Origin of the sequence: Pseudomonas sp. CAN1 (assembly GCF_030462585.1) — a bacterium.
Taxonomy (GTDB): domain Bacteria; phylum Pseudomonadota; class Gammaproteobacteria; order Pseudomonadales; family Pseudomonadaceae; genus Pseudomonas.
The window spans coordinates 41151-55614 of record NZ_JASMRU010000001.1; the positions used below are offsets into that span (position 1 = coordinate 41151).

At 65.4% G+C, this 14464-nt stretch carries 12 protein-coding genes; 2 read left to right on the forward strand and 10 right to left on the reverse strand.

Going from position 1 to position 14464, the window contains the following annotated elements:
- Positions 1 to 6: 6 nt before the first annotated feature.
- The 6 genes from QO207_RS00205 to QO207_RS00230 form a co-directional block, all read right to left on the reverse strand.
- Positions 7 to 1326 carry a malonyl-CoA decarboxylase gene (locus tag QO207_RS00205; RefSeq protein WP_301478729.1) on the reverse strand — a complete coding sequence of 440 codons (1320 nt, stop codon included), beginning with the start codon at positions 1324 to 1326 and terminating at the stop codon, positions 7 to 9.
- 29 nt (positions 1327 to 1355) lie between these two features.
- A complete protein-coding gene (locus QO207_RS00210) occupies positions 1356 to 2816 on the reverse strand; it encodes an amidase (protein WP_301478731.1) in 1461 nt (486 codons plus the stop codon).
- 176 nt (positions 2817 to 2992) lie between these two features.
- The gene (locus QO207_RS00215) at positions 2993 to 4027 is read right to left on the reverse strand and encodes an extracellular solute-binding protein (RefSeq protein WP_301478733.1); all 1035 of its coding nucleotides are present in this window, start codon (positions 4025 to 4027) and stop codon (positions 2993 to 2995) included.
- A gap of 21 nt (positions 4028 to 4048) precedes the next feature.
- Positions 4049 to 4855, reverse strand: a complete 807-nt coding sequence (locus QO207_RS00220; RefSeq protein ID WP_174824627.1) for an ABC transporter permease — start codon at positions 4853 to 4855, stop codon at positions 4049 to 4051.
- On the reverse strand, positions 4855 to 5781 hold the full coding sequence (locus QO207_RS00225) for an ABC transporter permease (RefSeq protein WP_301478735.1): 927 nt from the start codon (positions 5779 to 5781) through the stop codon (positions 4855 to 4857). The genes QO207_RS00220 and QO207_RS00225 overlap by 1 nt, the downstream gene beginning before the upstream one ends.
- A 12-nt stretch (positions 5782 to 5793) precedes the next feature.
- Positions 5794 to 6912, reverse strand: a complete 1119-nt coding sequence (locus tag QO207_RS00230; protein WP_301478737.1) for an ABC transporter ATP-binding protein — start codon at positions 6910 to 6912, stop codon at positions 5794 to 5796.
- 259 nt (positions 6913 to 7171) lie between these two features.
- Between QO207_RS00230 and QO207_RS00235 the strand changes: the two genes are divergently transcribed.
- Positions 7172 to 8101, forward strand: coding sequence for a LysR substrate-binding domain-containing protein (locus QO207_RS00235; protein ID WP_301478739.1), 930 nt, complete (start codon positions 7172 to 7174; stop codon positions 8099 to 8101).
- A 108-nt stretch (positions 8102 to 8209) separates the two neighbouring features.
- On the opposite strand, the gene QO207_RS00240 is transcribed toward QO207_RS00235, so the two are convergent.
- The 4 genes from QO207_RS00240 to trxA all read right to left on the reverse strand — a co-directional run bounded on the left by QO207_RS00240 (position 8210) and on the right by trxA (position 12684).
- Positions 8210 to 9178, reverse strand: a complete 969-nt coding sequence (locus tag QO207_RS00240; protein ID WP_301478741.1) for a CDP-6-deoxy-delta-3,4-glucoseen reductase — start codon at positions 9176 to 9178, stop codon at positions 8210 to 8212.
- Positions 9179 to 9284: 106 nt separating this feature from the next.
- On the reverse strand, positions 9285 to 10751 hold the full coding sequence (gene ubiD, locus QO207_RS00245) for a 4-hydroxy-3-polyprenylbenzoate decarboxylase (RefSeq protein ID WP_301478742.1): 1467 nt from the start codon (positions 10749 to 10751) through the stop codon (positions 9285 to 9287).
- Between the two features lie 105 nt (positions 10752 to 10856).
- The gene (rho, locus tag QO207_RS00250) at positions 10857 to 12119 is read right to left on the reverse strand and encodes a transcription termination factor Rho (RefSeq protein WP_184586340.1); all 1263 of its coding nucleotides are present in this window, start codon (positions 12117 to 12119) and stop codon (positions 10857 to 10859) included.
- 238 nt (positions 12120 to 12357) lie between these two features.
- The gene (gene trxA, locus QO207_RS00255) at positions 12358 to 12684 is read right to left on the reverse strand and encodes a thioredoxin TrxA (protein ID WP_015475045.1); all 327 of its coding nucleotides are present in this window, start codon (positions 12682 to 12684) and stop codon (positions 12358 to 12360) included.
- Positions 12685 to 12874: 190 nt separating this feature from the next.
- Between trxA and ppx the strand changes: the two genes are divergently transcribed.
- Positions 12875 to 14377 (forward strand): exopolyphosphatase, encoded by a 1503-nt coding sequence (ppx, locus tag QO207_RS00260; protein WP_301478744.1) that lies wholly within the window; start codon positions 12875 to 12877, stop codon positions 14375 to 14377.
- Positions 14378 to 14464: the final 87 nt, after the last annotated feature.

The following is a 14464-nucleotide window of genomic DNA, read 5'->3' on the forward strand; positions in this document are numbered from 1 at the left end:
GAGGTCCTAGCGTTTTGTTTTCGCCGACAGGGTGGCCAGCTTGCGCACCTCGGGTGAGGCGGTGACCGCGCCCTGGTTGGCGTAGGCTTCGTGGTTCTTTTCGATCTGGCGCAGTTCGTAGCGGTAATTGACCATCAGCCCGGCGGCCTGGCGCAGGCCGCTGGCGGAGAGGTCGCCGCGCCAGTTCAGGCGTTCCAGGCGGGCGCCGTTGCCCAGGTGGAAGCGCGCCACCGGGTCCAGCGGCAAACCTGCGCCGTTGCGGGCATGCAGGAAGTATTCGGCGGCCAGCGCCAGCATCGGTTGCTCGGTGCGCAGCGGCGGTGCTGCATCGGGCTTGAGCGCCTTGAGCAGCTCGGCGGCAGGCGCGCCCAGTTGCGGGTCGTCACCCAGGCTGTCGAGCCAGCGGCGGAAGCCGGGCACCGGCGACAGGGTGACGAACTGGCGCAGGCCGGGAATCTCCCGCGCCAGCTCTTCCACCACCTGCTTGATCAGGAAGTTGCCGAAGGAGATGCCGCGCAGGCCGTCCTGGCAGTTGCTGATGGAATAGAACACCGCGGTATCGGGCTCTTCTGCCGACGCATCAGCCGGCTTACCTTCCAGAATCTCTGCAATCGCCCCCGGCATCGCACGGGTCAACGCCACCTCGACGAAGATCAGCGGCTCGTCGGCCAGCGCCGGGTGGAAGAAGGCGAAGCAGCGGCGGTCGGCCGGCTGCAGGCGGCTGCGCAGGTCGTCCCAGTCCTTGATGGCGTGGACGGCCTCGTACTTGATGATCTTTTCCAGGATCGACGCCGGGGTCGACCAGTCGATGCGCCGCAGCACCAGAAAGCCACGGTTGAACCAGGACGCCAGCAGGTGCTGCAGGTCGTGATCCACCGCGGCCAGCTCGGGATTGGCTTTGAGTTCCTGCAGCAGCAGGCGGCGCATGGCGATCAGCTCGGCGGTGCCGCCAGGTGCCTGGTTGAGGCGGCGGAACAGCTCCTGGCGCGGCGGCTCGCTGGCCTCGAACAATGCCGTGGTGTTGGCCGACGACGGTTCATCGAGGTAGCGCTGGCAGGCCTGCGCCAGCGCGTCGTGGGGCGGTGCGAAGTCCTTCAGCAGGGTGTCGAAGAAGGCCTTCTGCTGCTCCTGCGGGCAGTCGCGGTAGGCGCACAGCACCTGCTGCGCCAGGGCCACGCCCGAGGCTTCGCCATGGCTGGAGATCAGCTTGTGGCAAGCCTGCGCCAGCGCCTGGGCATTGCCCGGCGCCGGCTCGCGCGATTCCAGCAATTGCCGGCCGCGCTCGGTGATGCTTTGCAGCAGTTCCTGGAAGAAGCTGATATTCATGCGTCCCCCTCAGCTTGTGGATAAGTAACTCAGTCTCTCGCCAGCATCGGCGGCGGGCAGCGCTGGTACCAGCGCGAGGCCTGCTCGTAGGCATGGGCCAGTTGCAGCACGGCCATGTCGGCCTGGTGCCGGCCGATAATCTGCAGGCCCATGGGCAGGCCCTGCTCATTGAAGCCCACCGGCACGTTGGCCGCCGGGCAACCGGACAGGGTGGCCGGGATCACCACTTCCATCCAGCGGTGGTAGGTATCCATGGTCTTGCCGGCGATTTCCTTCGGCCAGTCCCAGCTCTTGTCGAACGGGAACACCTGGGCGCTGGGCAGCAGCAGGTAGTCGTAGCGCTCGAACAGTCGGCTGATCGCACGGTACCAGTCGCTGCGTGCGGCGGAAGCGCGGAACACGTCCATTGCGGAGAGTTTCAGGCCGTTCTCCACTTCCCAGATCGCCTCGGGCTTGAGCAGCTCGCACTTGGCCGGGTCGGCGTAGGCGGCGCCGAGGGAGCCGGCGACCATCCAGTGACGCAGGGTACGCCAGGTGTCCCACAGGCGTTCCGCCGAGAAGCCCATGGCGGTCTCCTCGACATGGCAGCCGATGGCTTCGAAGTCGGCGAAGGATTTGCGGCACAGCTCCAGCACGCCCTTTTCCATGGGCAGGTGGCCGCCCAGGTCGCCCAGCCAGCCCAGGCGCGCACCCTTGAAGTCGCGTTCCAGCGAGCCGGCGAACTGCTCGCCGCTCTCGGCAATCGACAGCGGCGCACGGGCGTCGCCGCCGGCCTGTACCGACAGCAGCAGCGCCACGTCGCGCACGCTGCGGCCCATCGGGCCTTCGTAGCCCATCTGGTCGATGAACAGATCGGCGCTGTCGTCGAAGGGCACGCGGCCCTGGGACGGACGGAAGCCGATGATGTTGTTGAAGGCCGCCGGGTTGCGCAGCGAGCCCATCATGTCGCTGCCGTCGGCCACCGGGACCATCTGCAGCGCCAGGGCCGCCGCTGCGCCGCCACTGCTGCCGCCGGCGGTGCGGTCGGGCGCGTAGGCGCAGCCGGTGGCACCGAAGATCGGGTTGTAGCTGTGCGAGCCAAGGCCGAATTCGGGGGTGTTGGTCTTGCCGATGATGATCGCGCCGGCCGCCTTGATGCGCTCGACCATGATGCCGTCGCGCTCGGGCAGGTAGTCGCTGAACAGCGGCGAGCCGAGGGTAGTGCGGATGCCCTGGGTCAGCGACAGGTCCTTCACCGCGTGGGGCAGGCCGTGCATCCAGCCGCGGTATTGGCCACGGGCCAGTTCGCCGTCGCGCTGGTCGGCTGCGGCCAGCAGCAGGTCGTCCGGCTGCTGGCTGACGATGGCGTTGACCGCCGGGTTGTGGCGCTCGATCTGCTCGAGGTGCGCCTGCATCACTTCACGGCAGGAAACTTCGCGCAGGCGGATGCGCTGGGCCAGTTCGTGGGCCTGGAGCTGGACGAGTTCATTTTGCTTGTTGTTCTGGCTCATGGAACGAGGCCTTTTTTCATCAGGATTTCCCGCAACGGGAAGGTTCAGTCGGGTTCAACGACCCCATCGGCGGATGGGGCTTGTAGCGAAGATCGCGTTCGCCGGGCCGAACGCTGCCGGCACGCCCACGCAAGGTGGACGCGAGCAGCGTCGATCGGCGGATCTCCCGGTCGGGATCAGCGCATCAGGTTGGTCCAGATACGGTCGGCCAGGCGGATCGCGCCTTCGCCACAGGTCTTGCTGAACACCACCTTGGTGCCCTCGGGGATGTGCAGTTCCGGCGCGTCCTTCAGGCTGGCGTCGAGGAAGGGTTCAACACCCTTGATCGGGCTCTGGTGCTTGAGGAAGTTCTGGGTCATCGCCGAGTTTTCCGGCTGGCTCAGGAAGGCGATGAACTTCTTCGCGTTCTCCGGGTGCTTGGCACCGGCCGGGATCACCAGGTTGTCCACCCAGGCCATCACGCCCTCTTTCGGGTAGAGGTACTTCAGGCTGGATTTCATCTCACGCGCACGCATCGACGAGCCGCCCCAGAACATCGACATGTCGACTTCGCCCGAAGCCAGGTTCTCGCGGATCGAGCCGGCCTTGGAGCTGTAGGTCTTCACGAACGGCTTCTGGGTCTTCAGCAGGGTCAGCACCTGTTGCATCTGTTTGGGGTCCTCGCTGCACAGCGGAATGCCCAGGTAGAGGCTGGCGGTGTCGATCACCTCGCTCGCCGAGTCGAACATGTTGATCTTGCCCTGCAGCTCCGCCGGCGGGGTGAACAGCACCGAGTAGCTGTCGGCCGGACCACTGTACTTGGCGCTGTCCAGCACCACGCTGGTGGTACCCCAGATGAACGGCACGGCGTAGGCGCCTTCCGGGTCCCAGGTGGGCTTCTTCAGGTTGTCCTCGACGTTGGCGTAATACGGCTGGCTGGCCGGGTCGAAGCGCTCCAGCAGCTTCTCCTGGATCAGGATCGGCACGAACTGGTGGGAGGGAATGGCCACGTCGTAGCCGGTGCCGCCCTGCTTGAGCTTGGCCAGCAGCGTTTCGTTGGAGTCGTAGGAATCCACGGTCACCTTGATGCCGGTTTCCTTCTCGAACTTCTCGAGGATCTGCGGGGTGAAATAACCACTCCAGCTCACCACGTTGAGTTGTTCGGCGGCGTGCGCGTTGGCCACCAGCCCCATGGCCAGCGAGGCCCCTACAGCAGCGATCAGTTTGCTCATCTTCTACTCCGGTATGTGGGCTCAGGCCTTCTTCTTGCCGAGCAGGTAGGACAGGGTTACGAACAGCACGGAAACACCGAGGATCAGGGTCGACACCGCGTTCACATCGGGCGTCACGCCCATGCGCAGCAGGCCGAAGATGAAGATCGGCAAAGTGGTGGTGCCGGCCTGGGAGACCATCATCGAGATCACGAAGTTATCCAGCGAGACGATGAAGGCCAGCATCAGCCCGGAGAAGATCCCCGGCATCAGCAGCGGCAGGGTCACCTTGCGGAAGGTCCGCCAGGGGCCGGCGTAGAGGTCGGCGGCGGCCTGTTCCAGGGACAGGTCCATGTCATTGAGACGGGCGCGGATCGGCAGGTAGGCGAACGGGATGCAGAACACCGTGTGGGCGATGATCAGGTTGCCGTAGCCCAGCGACAGGCCGAGGGTGGAGAACAGCGCCAGGGTGGCAACGCCGACGACAATCTCCGGCAGCACCAGCGGCAGCATGATCGCCCCCATGGACAGGCGCAGGCCCTTGAACTTGGCGCCGCGCGAGGTGCCCAGCGCAGCCAGGGTGGCAATCACGGTAGCGATCACGCTGGCGCACACGGCGATCAGCAGGCTGTTGCCGGCGGCCTGGCGCAGCGCCTGGTTGGCGAAGGCGCTGCGGTACCAGTCGAGGCTGAAGCCAGTCCACACGGTGGCGGACTGGTTGGCGTTGAACGAGAGCACCACCAGCACCACGATGGGCGCGTAGAGGTACAGGTAGAACAGGAAGCTCAGCGCGCCGAAGCCACGGAAATCCTGCACACCCAAGCGACGTTTAGTCAGCAGCGAGAGCATCATTCACCTCCCCGGGCGATGCGCAGGCGTTCGGCGCGCATCGCGTAGAACATCAGCACCAGCATCACGGCGCCCATCAGCACCAGCGACAGCGCCGCGCCGAAGGGCCAGTTCCGCGAGTCGCTGAACTGCCGGAAGATCAGGTTGCCGAGCATCATCTTGGTGCCGCCGCCGAGCAGCTCGGGGGCGATCATCGCGCCCAGGCAAGGCACGAAGGTGAGGATCGCGCCGGCCAGGATGCCCGGACGGGCAATCGGCAGGACCACCTTGCGCAAGGTGCGAATGCGCCCGGCGTAGAGGTCCTGGGCCGCTTCGAGCAGGCGCATGTCCATCTTCTCGAGGGTGGCGTAGATCGGCAGCACGACGAAGGGCGCGTAGGTGTAGACCAGTCCCAGCAGCACCGCACCGTCGGTGTAGAGCATGTTCAGCGGCTGGTGGATGATGCCGAGGCTCATCAGCGTGCCGTTGACCACGCCAGTGCCGCGTAGCAGCAGGATCCAGGCGTAGGTGCGGATCAGCAGGTTGGCCCAGAACGGCACGGTGATCAGGAAGATCAGCAGGCCGCGACGGTGTGCCGGCTGCATCGCCAGCCACACCGCCACCGGGAAGCCCACCAGCAGAGTAATGGCGGTGGTCGCCGCGGCGATGCCGATGGAGCGCAGGGCGATCATCACGTAGGAGTCGGCGAAGGCCAGGCTGTCGTCGAGCTGGCGCTCGAACAGCAACGAGACGTAGGCGTCGATGCTGAAGTGCGGGTTCACCCCACCGTAGGGGTTGGCCTGCATCAGCGAATAACCGACCACGATGAAGATCGGCACGATCAGGAACAGCCCGATGGAAACCAGCGCGGGCGACACGCCGAGGAAGCTGCGCAGCGCCTGGCGCCGCTCCAGCGAATTGCCGGCGGTTGTGGATATCTGCTTCATGCTCACCCCCGCTCAGTCCACCAGGACGCTGGCACTGCCTTTTTCGAACAGCAGCCCGGCGCGTTGCCCGGCCGCCAGGCGACCACGCTGGCCGGCGCTGTTGGGCGCGCGGACCGTCAGGCGGGAGCCGTCGGCGAGGCTGACCTGGTACTGCAGGTCGGTGCCCAGGTAGATCTGCTGGACGACGCTGCAGGGCGTGGCGGACGGAGTGTCCTCGGCCACCAGTTGCAGCCGCTCGGGACGGATCGACAGGGTGACCTCGGCGCCGACCTTGAGGCCTTCGCGGGTCGGGGCCTCGATCAGCTGGTCGCCAGGAATGCGGTACTGCGCGCAGTCGCCGGCGAAGTTCTCGACCCGCGCCGGGAGGAAGTTGGTCTCGCCGATGAAGTCGGCGACGAAGCGGTTGCGCGGGTTTTCGTAGATGTCGTCCGGACGGCCGACCTGCTGCACCTCGCCCTCGGAGAGCACGGCGATGCGGTCGGACATGGTCAGGGCTTCTTCCTGATCATGCGTGACGAAGATGAAGGTGATGCCGGTCTTGGCCTGGATCGCCTTGAGCTCTTCGCGCATGGCCTGGCGCAGCTTGAGGTCGAGCGCCGACAGCGGCTCGTCGAGCAGCAGCACCTTGGGATGCGGCGCCAGCGCACGGGCCAGGGCAACGCGCTGTTGCTGGCCGCCGGAGAGCTGGGTCGGCTTGCGCTGGGCGAAGCGCTCCATCTGTACCAGGGCGAGCATCTCGCGGACGCGCTCGGCGACCTGCGCCTTGCTCATGCGCTGGCCCATCGGGTGGGATTCCAGGCCGAAGGCGAGGTTCTCGGCAATGGTCATGTGCGGGAACAGCGCGTAGTGCTGGAACACGGTGTTCACCGGGCGCTCGAAGGGCGGCCGGTCGGCGATGTTCTCGCCGTAGAGCTGGATTTCCCCGGAGGTGGGGAACTCGAAGCCGGCGATCATCCGCAGCAGGGTAGTCTTGCCGCAGCCCGAGGGGCCGAGCAGGGTGAAGAATTCGTTGTCGCGGATGTCCAGGTCGACGCATTTGAGCGCGACGGGACCGCTGGCCGGGTCGCCGTAGACCTTGCGCACGGAGCGGATGGAAACCGCCGCCGTCTGCAGGCTGTGCAGGGCATTCATGGTGAAACCTCCGCATCCTTCCCGTTTGCCGCACGCTGGCAGCCGGGGGATCTTGTAGTTGTTCTGGCAGGGCTGGAGTAGTCGCTGGATGCAGCGCTGGCCGTGGGTTCGGCTCGATATTGTGGTGATGCTGCTGGAGCCGATATTCGAAGAAAGGTGGTTGAGCGGAAAGCTCAATTTTCTTACATTCGATATTAAAAAAAGTAACAGCTAAAAATCTAACAGCCCGGCACACGGGCGCCGACCACGAGGCCAACCCATGTCGATCCAGCGTCTTCCGCCGCTCAATGCCGTCCGCGCCTTCGAGGCCGCCGCCCGGCTGGGCAGCTATGTCGCCGCCTCGAAAGACCTGCATGTGACGCAGCCGGCCATCGGCCGTCACGTGAAGCTGCTGGAAGACTGGCTCGGCGTGCAGCTGTTCGAGCGCACCCCGCGCGGGGTCAGCCTGACGCCCGCCGGGCAGCGCTACTACGCGAAGATATCCACAGCCTTGCAGCAGATCGCCGACGCCGGCCATGAACTGGCCCCCGGCGGCACCGCGCGCTGGCTGAAGATCCTGGTGGTGCCGGCCTTCGCCAAGCGCTGGCTGATGCCGCGCCTGGAGACCCTGCGCCAGCAGCGCCCCGGCCTGAAGGTGGCGGTGGAACCCAACCCGACTTTCACCGAAGTGGACGGTAAAAGCGCCGATCTGGGGATTGTCTACGGGCTTCCCGGCGTTTACCCGCAGTGCCACAGCACCCTGGTGCGGCCGGCGGTGTTCCCGGTCTGTTCGCCCGCCTACCTCGAAGAACACGGCCCGCTGGGCAGCGTGCACGAACTGGCGCAGCACAAGCTGATCCACGTCGACGACGGCGAATGGTGGAACCTCTGGCTGTCCAGCATCGGGCTGGACCTGCGGGTGAACTCCGACGTGCTCTACGTCAGCAACGACCACGCGCTGTCCATGGCCGAGGCCGGCCACGGCATCGCCCTGGCCAACCTGGTGCTGGTGAAACACCAGTTGGCGGCCGGCACGCTGGTGCGGCCGCTACCCGAAGAGATACCGCTGGAGAGCTACCAGCTGCTGCTGCCCACCGGCGCGGTGAGCGCCGACGTGGCCTGGTTCGAGGACTGGATTCGCGCGGCGTTGCAGGAGGAGTTCTCTACCGACCTAACGGCGCGAAACGACCTTACGCAGTCGCAGACGTAGACCTGTAGGAGCGAGCTTGCTCGCGAACCATAGTTACCGGGCATGCCAATGCTGGGCGGTTCGCGAGCAAGCTCGCTCCTACGAAAAGCAGTCCTTGCTGGGCTGGGATCAGCCGCGCGGGGCGTAGGCGAAGACGTCGGCGCGCATTTGATGCGGGTCCATCCCCGCCGCCACCAGCGCGTCCAGCGTGCCATAGACCATCGCCGGCGAACCGCTGGCGTAGACGCGCAGCCCGGACAGCTCGGCGAAGTCCTCGCACACGGCTTCATGCAGCAAACCGCAGCGCCCCTGCCAGCCGCACAGGTCGCTGACGATCTTGTGCAAATGCAGGTTGGGCACGCTTTCCCACTGCTCCCAATGCGGCAGCTCGTAGAAGTCCTCGGGACGGCGCACGCCCCAGTACAGGTGTACCGGGTGGGCGAAGCCGGTGGCGCGGCAGAATTCGATCAGGCTGTGCATCTGCGCCATGCCGGTGCCGGCGGCAATCAGCACCAGCGGGCCGTCCGGCAGGTCGGCCAGGTGCGCATCGCCGAAGGGCATCTGCACGCGGGCAAAGCGGTCGCGCTGCAACTGCGCCAGCAGGTCGATGGCGCTGTTCTCGCGGGCCAGGATATGCAACTCCAGGTCACGCCCTTCCTGCGGCGCGGAGGCCAGGGAGAAGGCCGCCGGCTCGCTGCCTTCGCGCTCGATCAGCACATACTGGCCAGCGTGGTAGCGCGGCGGCTTGCCAGCCGGGGCACGCAGGCGCACGCGCCAGACATCGCCACCCACCGGCTCGCAGAGGCTCAGCTGGCACGACAACTTGCGCACCGGCAGTTCGCCGGGCGCCAGCACGCCGTCCCAGTGCAGCACGCAGTCTTCCAGCGGCTCGGCCAGGCAGGTGAAGAGTTCGCCGTGGTCGCGCACCTCGCCGTCCTGGCGCACGCGGCCTTCCACCAGCAGCGCCGCGCAGATATGGCAATTGCCGTTGCGGCAGCTCTGCGGGCAGTCGTAGCCCAGGCGCCGCGCACCGTCGAGGATACGTTCCCCGGGCCGCAGGTCGAGCTGGGCGCCGGAGGGTTGCAAGGTCACTTTCAAGCGCTGTTCTCGTTATTGTTCATGTAGGAGCGAGCTTGCTCGCGAACTGGGTCCGCAGCGGGGCTGGGTTCGCGAGCAAGCTCGCTCCTACAAGGTGCCCCGGACATCAGTCGATGCCCAGGCTCGCCCAGATTTCGTCGACGCGGCGGGTCACCGCCGGGTCCTTCTCGATCACCCGGCCCCATTCGCGGCTGGTCTCGCCCGGCCACTTGTGGGTGGCGTCCAGGCCCATCTTCGAGCCGAGGCCGGAGATCGGCGAGGCGAAGTCCAGGTAGTCGATCGGCGTGTTGTCGATCATCACCGTGTCGCGCTTGGGGTCCATGCGCGTGGTGATGGCCCAGATCACGTCGTTCCAGTCGCGGGCGTTGATGTCGTCGTCGGTGACGATAACGAACTTGGTGTACATGAACTGTCGCAGGAACGACCAGACACCGAGCATCACGCGCTTGGCGTGGCCGGGGTACTGTTTCTTCATGGTCACCACCGCCATGCGGTACGAGCAGCCCTCGGGCGGCAGGTAGAAGTCGGTGATCTCGGGGAACTGCTTCTGCAGGATCGGCACGAACACTTCGTTCAGCGCCACACCGAGGATCGCCGGCTCATCCGGCGGGCGGCCGGTGTAGGTGCTGTGGTAGATCGGTTTCTGCCGGCGGGTGATGCGCTCGACGGTGAACACCGGGAAGCGGTCCACCTCGTTGTAGTAGCCGGTGTGGTCGCCGTACGGGCCTTCATCGGCCATCTCGCCGGGATGGATCACCCCTTCGAGGACGATCTCGGCGCTGGCCGGCACCTGCAGGTCATTGCCGATGCACTTGACCAGCTCGGTCTTGTGCCCGCGCAGCAGGCCGGCGAAGGCGTATTCGGAAAGGCTGTCCGGCACCGGAGTGACGGCGCCGAGGATGGTCGCCGGGTCCGCGCCGAGGGCCACGGCCACCGGATAGGGCTGGCCGGGGTGTTTCTGGCACCACTCGCGGAAGTCCAGCGCGCCGCCACGGTGGCTGAGCCAGCGCATGATGACCTTGTTGCGGCCAATCACCTGCTGGCGATAGATGCCCAGGTTCTGCCGTTCCTTGTTCGGCCCGCGGGTGACAGTCAGGCCCCAGGTGATCAGCGGCGCGACGTCGCCGGGCCAGCAGGTCTGCACCGGCAGCTTCGACAGGTCGACATCGTCGCCCTCTTCGATCACTTCCTGGCACGGCGCGTCCCGCAGGACCTTGGGCGCCATGTTGATGACCTTCTTGAAGATCGGCAGCTTGGACCAGGCGTCCTTCAGCCCCTTGGGCGGCTCCGGCTCCTTGAGGAAGGCCAGCAGCTTGCCGATCTCGCGCAGTTCGGAGACGTCCTCGGCGCCCATCCCCAGGGCCACGCGCTCGGGCGTGCCGAACAGGTTGCCGAGTACGGGCATGTCATAGCCGGTGGGCTTTTCGAACAGCAGGGCCGGGCCCTTGGCGCGCAGGGTGCGGTCGCACACCTCGGTCATTTCCAGCACCGGGGATACCGGCGCCTGGATGCGCTTGAGCTGTCCGCGCTGCTCCAGGGCAGCGATGAACTCGCGCAGGTCGCGATACTGCATGAGGGTCTCGATGGCGGCAGGATGATGCGACAGTCTACCGCCTATCACCGCCAGGCAGAAACACGAAGGCCGGGTTTCCCCGGCCTCGTTGGTCTCGCAGAGCGCTTACTTGCTGCGCTTCATCGAGTCGAAGAACTCGTCGTTGGTCTTCGTCTGGCGCAGCTTGTCGAGGAGGAATTCCACGGCGGCGATCTCGTCCATCGGGTGGAGGATCTTGCGCAGGATCCACATGCGCTGCAGCTCTTCCTCACCGGTGAGCAGCTCTTCGCGACGGGTGCCGGAGCGATTGATGTTGATCGCCGGGAACACGCGCTTTTCCGAGATGCGACGGTCGAGGATGAGTTCCGAGTTACCGGTACCCTTGAATTCCTCGTAGATCACTTCGTCCATCTTCGAGCCGGTTTCGATCAGCGCGGTGGCGAGGATGGTCAGCGAACCGCCTTCCTCGATGTTGCGCGCGGCGCCGAAGAAGCGCTTGGGCTTTTCCAGGGCGTGGGCGTCGACACCACCGGTGAGCACCTTGCCGGAGCTGGGGATCACGGTGTTGTAGGCACGGGCCAGACGGGTGATGGAGTCGAGCAGGATGATCACATCCTTCTTGTGCTCGACCAGGCGCTTGGCCTTCTCGATCACCATCTCGGCAACCTGCACGTGGCGGGTCGGCGGCTCGTCGAAGGTGGAGGCGACCACTTCGCCGCGCACGGTGCGCTGCATCTCGGTCACTTCTTCCGGGCGCTCGTCGATCAGCAGGACGATCAGGTGGCACTCGGGGTTGTTGCGCGCAATGTTGGCCGCGATGTTCTGCAGCATGATGGTCTTGCCCGCTTTCGGCGGAGCCACGATCAAGCCGCGCTGGCCCTTGCCGATCGGCGCACAGAGGTCGATGACGCGACCGGTCAGGTCTTCAGTGGAGCCGTTGCCGGCCTCCATCTTCATGCGCTTGTTGGCGAACAGCGGCGTCAGGTTCTCGAAGAGAATCTTGTTCTTCGCGTTCTCTGGGCGATCGAAGTTGATCGAGTCGACTTTCAGCAGGGCGAAGTAACGCTCGCCTTCCTTCGGCGGACGAATCTTGCCAATGATGGTATCGCCCGTGCGCAGGTTGAAGCGCCGGATCTGGCTGGGCGAGACGTAGATGTCGTCGGGGCCGGCCAGGTACGAGGAATCGGCGGAGCGCAGGAAGCCGAAGCCATCCTGGAGAATCTCCAGCACGCCGTCACCGGAGATTTCCTCGCCGCTTTTCGCGTGCTTCTTCAGCAGTGCGAAGATGATGTCCTGCTTGCGCGAACGGGCCATGTTTTCCAGGCCCATGGCATCGGACATTTCCAGCAATTCGGCAATCGGCTTTTGCTTGAGTTCGGTCAGATTCATAGAAGGGACGTAAATACGCTGAAAGGGGAAAAGGGAACAAGCAAGATGCTTGAAGAGCCGCGCCGTAGATGACGGACAGGATCGCTTGGAATTCGAATAGGAAGTGCGTCGGCGACGGCTTGCAGGGGACAACGAAATAATCGTTGTGCGCCCGAATTTAACACCCGAGTTTCGGAGCGTCTAGGGGCAATAACGAAAAAACCCCGCTCATTGGCGGGGCTTTTCGGGAGTTCTCGACTTAGATGTTGCTGTCGAGGAAGGCAGCCAGCTGCGACTTGGACAGTGCGCCGACCTTGGTCGCTTCGACGTTGCCGCCCTTGAACAGCATCAGGGTCGGAATGCCACGCACGCCGTACTTCGGCGGGGTGTCCTGGTTCTCGTCGATGTTCAGCTTGCAGACTTTCAGCTTGCCCTGATAGTCCTTGGCGATCTCGTCCAGTACCGGGGCGATCATCTTGCACGGGCCGCACCATTCAGCCCAGTAGTCGACCAGCACAGGACCGTCGGACTTCAGTACGTCCTGCTCGAAGCTGGCATCGGTAACATTGACGATATGTTCGCTCATGTATTCTCTCCGTCAATCGGATGCGAAAAAGTGTCCGCCATCATATCCCGCCTCGGCCCGCACCGAAAGGCGCAGCTGATTGAGTCTATCTATCGCTGCCGCGGTGACTTCTGATCGGTGACAACCCCTTGATTGGCACTACCTGCCTAAAATGGCAGGATGTCTCCCGTATTTTCCCGGACCTCCCCCTATGCCCCATACCCCTGCCAAGACCTTTCCCATGATCGCGGCCATTGACCTTGGCTCGAACAGTTTCCACATGGTCCTGGCGAAGGCCGATCACGGCGAGATCCGCATCCTCGAACGCATGGGCGAGAAGGTCCAGCTGGCCGCCGGCATCGGCGAGGACCGCCTGCTCACCGCCGACTCCATGCAGCGCGGCTACGACTGCCTGAAGCAGTTCGCCCAGTTCATCAACGGCATGCCGCCCGGCTCGGTACGCGTCGTGGGTACCAACGCCCTGCGCGAGGCGCGCAACCGCGCCGAGTTCATCCGCGAGGCCGACCGCATCCTCGGCCACCCGGTGGAGGTCATCTCCGGCCGCGAGGAAGCGCGCCTGATCTACCTGGGCGTCTCGCACACCCTGCCGGACAACCCCGGCAAGCGGCTGGTGGTCGACATCGGCGGCGGCAGCACCGAGTTCATCATCGGCCAGCAGTTCGAATCGCAGCTGCGCGAGAGTCTGCAGATGGGCTGCGTGAGCTTCACCCAGCGCTACTTCAAGGACGGCAAGATCACCCCGGCGCGCTACGCCCAGGCCTACACCTCGGCCCGCCTGGAGCTGATGAGCATCGAGAACAGCCTGCGCCGCCTGGGCTGGGACGAGGCCGTCGGCGCCTCCGGGACCATCCGCGCGATCTGCCTGGCGATCCAGGCCGGCGGCCACGGCAACGGCGAGATCAACCCCGACGGCCTGGCCTGGCTCAAGCGCAAGATGTTCAAGCTGGGCGAGGTCGACAAGCTCGACATCGATGGCATCAAGCCCGACCGCCGGCCGATCTTCCCGGCCGGCATGGCGATCCTCGAAGCGCTGTTCGATGCCCTCGAACTGACCCGCATGACCCACTCCGAAGGCGCCCTGCGTGAAGGCGTCCTGTACGACTTGCTGGGCCGCCACCACCACGAGGACGTCCGCGAGCGCACCATCGGCGCGCTGATGGAGCGCTACCACGTCGATCCGGAACAGGCCGCACGAGTCGAGGCCAAGGCGCTGGAATCCCTGGACCAGGTCGCCAAGGCCTGGGACCTGACCGACGACGGTCACCGCGAGCTGCTGATGTGGGCCGCGCGCGTCCACGAGCTGGGCCTGGATATCGCCCACTACCACTACCACAAGCACGGCGCCTACCTGCTGGAGCACTCGGACCTGGCCGGCTTCTCCCGCGTCGACCAACTGACCCTGGCCCTGCTGGTGCGCGGCCACCGCCGCAACATCCCGGCGGACAAGTTCAACGAGCTGGGTGATGAAGGCGACAAGCTGATCCGCCTGTGCATCGTGCTGCGCTTCGCCATCCTCTTCCACCACATCCGTGGCACCCAGGAAATGCCGGCGGTGGCCCTGAAGGCCTCCGGCAAGTCGCTGGACGTGCGCTTCCCGGACGGCTGGCTGGCGGCCAACCCGCTGACCCAGGCGGATTTCGAACAGGAAGCCGAGTGGCTCAAGCGCGTGGGTTATTCGCTCAGCGTGAGCTGATCGCTACCGCGAACGACAAAGGCCCCGGCGCGCAAACGCCGGGGCCTTTTCATTTCGCCATCGCCACGGCAGTCCCTGTAGGAGCGA

What these genes read in the sequence shown, in the direction of transcription:
- QO207_RS00205 (WP_301478729.1), bottom strand. Translation starts at nt 1,326, where the DNA reads ATGAATATCAGCTTCTTCCAGGAACTGCTGCAAAGCATCACCGAGCGC.
- QO207_RS00210 (WP_301478731.1), bottom strand. Translation starts at nt 2,816, where the DNA reads ATGAGCCAGAACAACAAGCAAAATGAACTCGTCCAGCTCCAGGCCCAC.
- QO207_RS00215 (WP_301478733.1), bottom strand. Translation starts at nt 4,027, where the DNA reads ATGAGCAAACTGATCGCTGCTGTAGGGGCCTCGCTGGCCATGGGGCTG.
- QO207_RS00220 (WP_174824627.1), bottom strand. Translation starts at nt 4,855, where the DNA reads ATGCTCTCGCTGCTGACTAAACGTCGCTTGGGTGTGCAGGATTTCCGT.
- QO207_RS00225 (WP_301478735.1), bottom strand. Translation starts at nt 5,781, where the DNA reads ATGAAGCAGATATCCACAACCGCCGGCAATTCGCTGGAGCGGCGCCAG.
- QO207_RS00230 (WP_301478737.1), bottom strand. Translation starts at nt 6,912, where the DNA reads ATGAATGCCCTGCACAGCCTGCAGACGGCGGCGGTTTCCATCCGCTCC.
- QO207_RS00235 (WP_301478739.1), top strand. Translation starts at nt 7,172, where the DNA reads ATGTCGATCCAGCGTCTTCCGCCGCTCAATGCCGTCCGCGCCTTCGAG.
- ubiD (WP_301478742.1), bottom strand. Translation starts at nt 10,751, where the DNA reads ATGCAGTATCGCGACCTGCGCGAGTTCATCGCTGCCCTGGAGCAGCGC.
- rho (WP_184586340.1), bottom strand. Translation starts at nt 12,119, where the DNA reads ATGAATCTGACCGAACTCAAGCAAAAGCCGATTGCCGAATTGCTGGAA.
- trxA (WP_015475045.1), bottom strand. Translation starts at nt 12,684, where the DNA reads ATGAGCGAACATATCGTCAATGTTACCGATGCCAGCTTCGAGCAGGAC.
- ppx (WP_301478744.1), top strand. Translation starts at nt 12,875, where the DNA reads ATGCCCCATACCCCTGCCAAGACCTTTCCCATGATCGCGGCCATTGAC.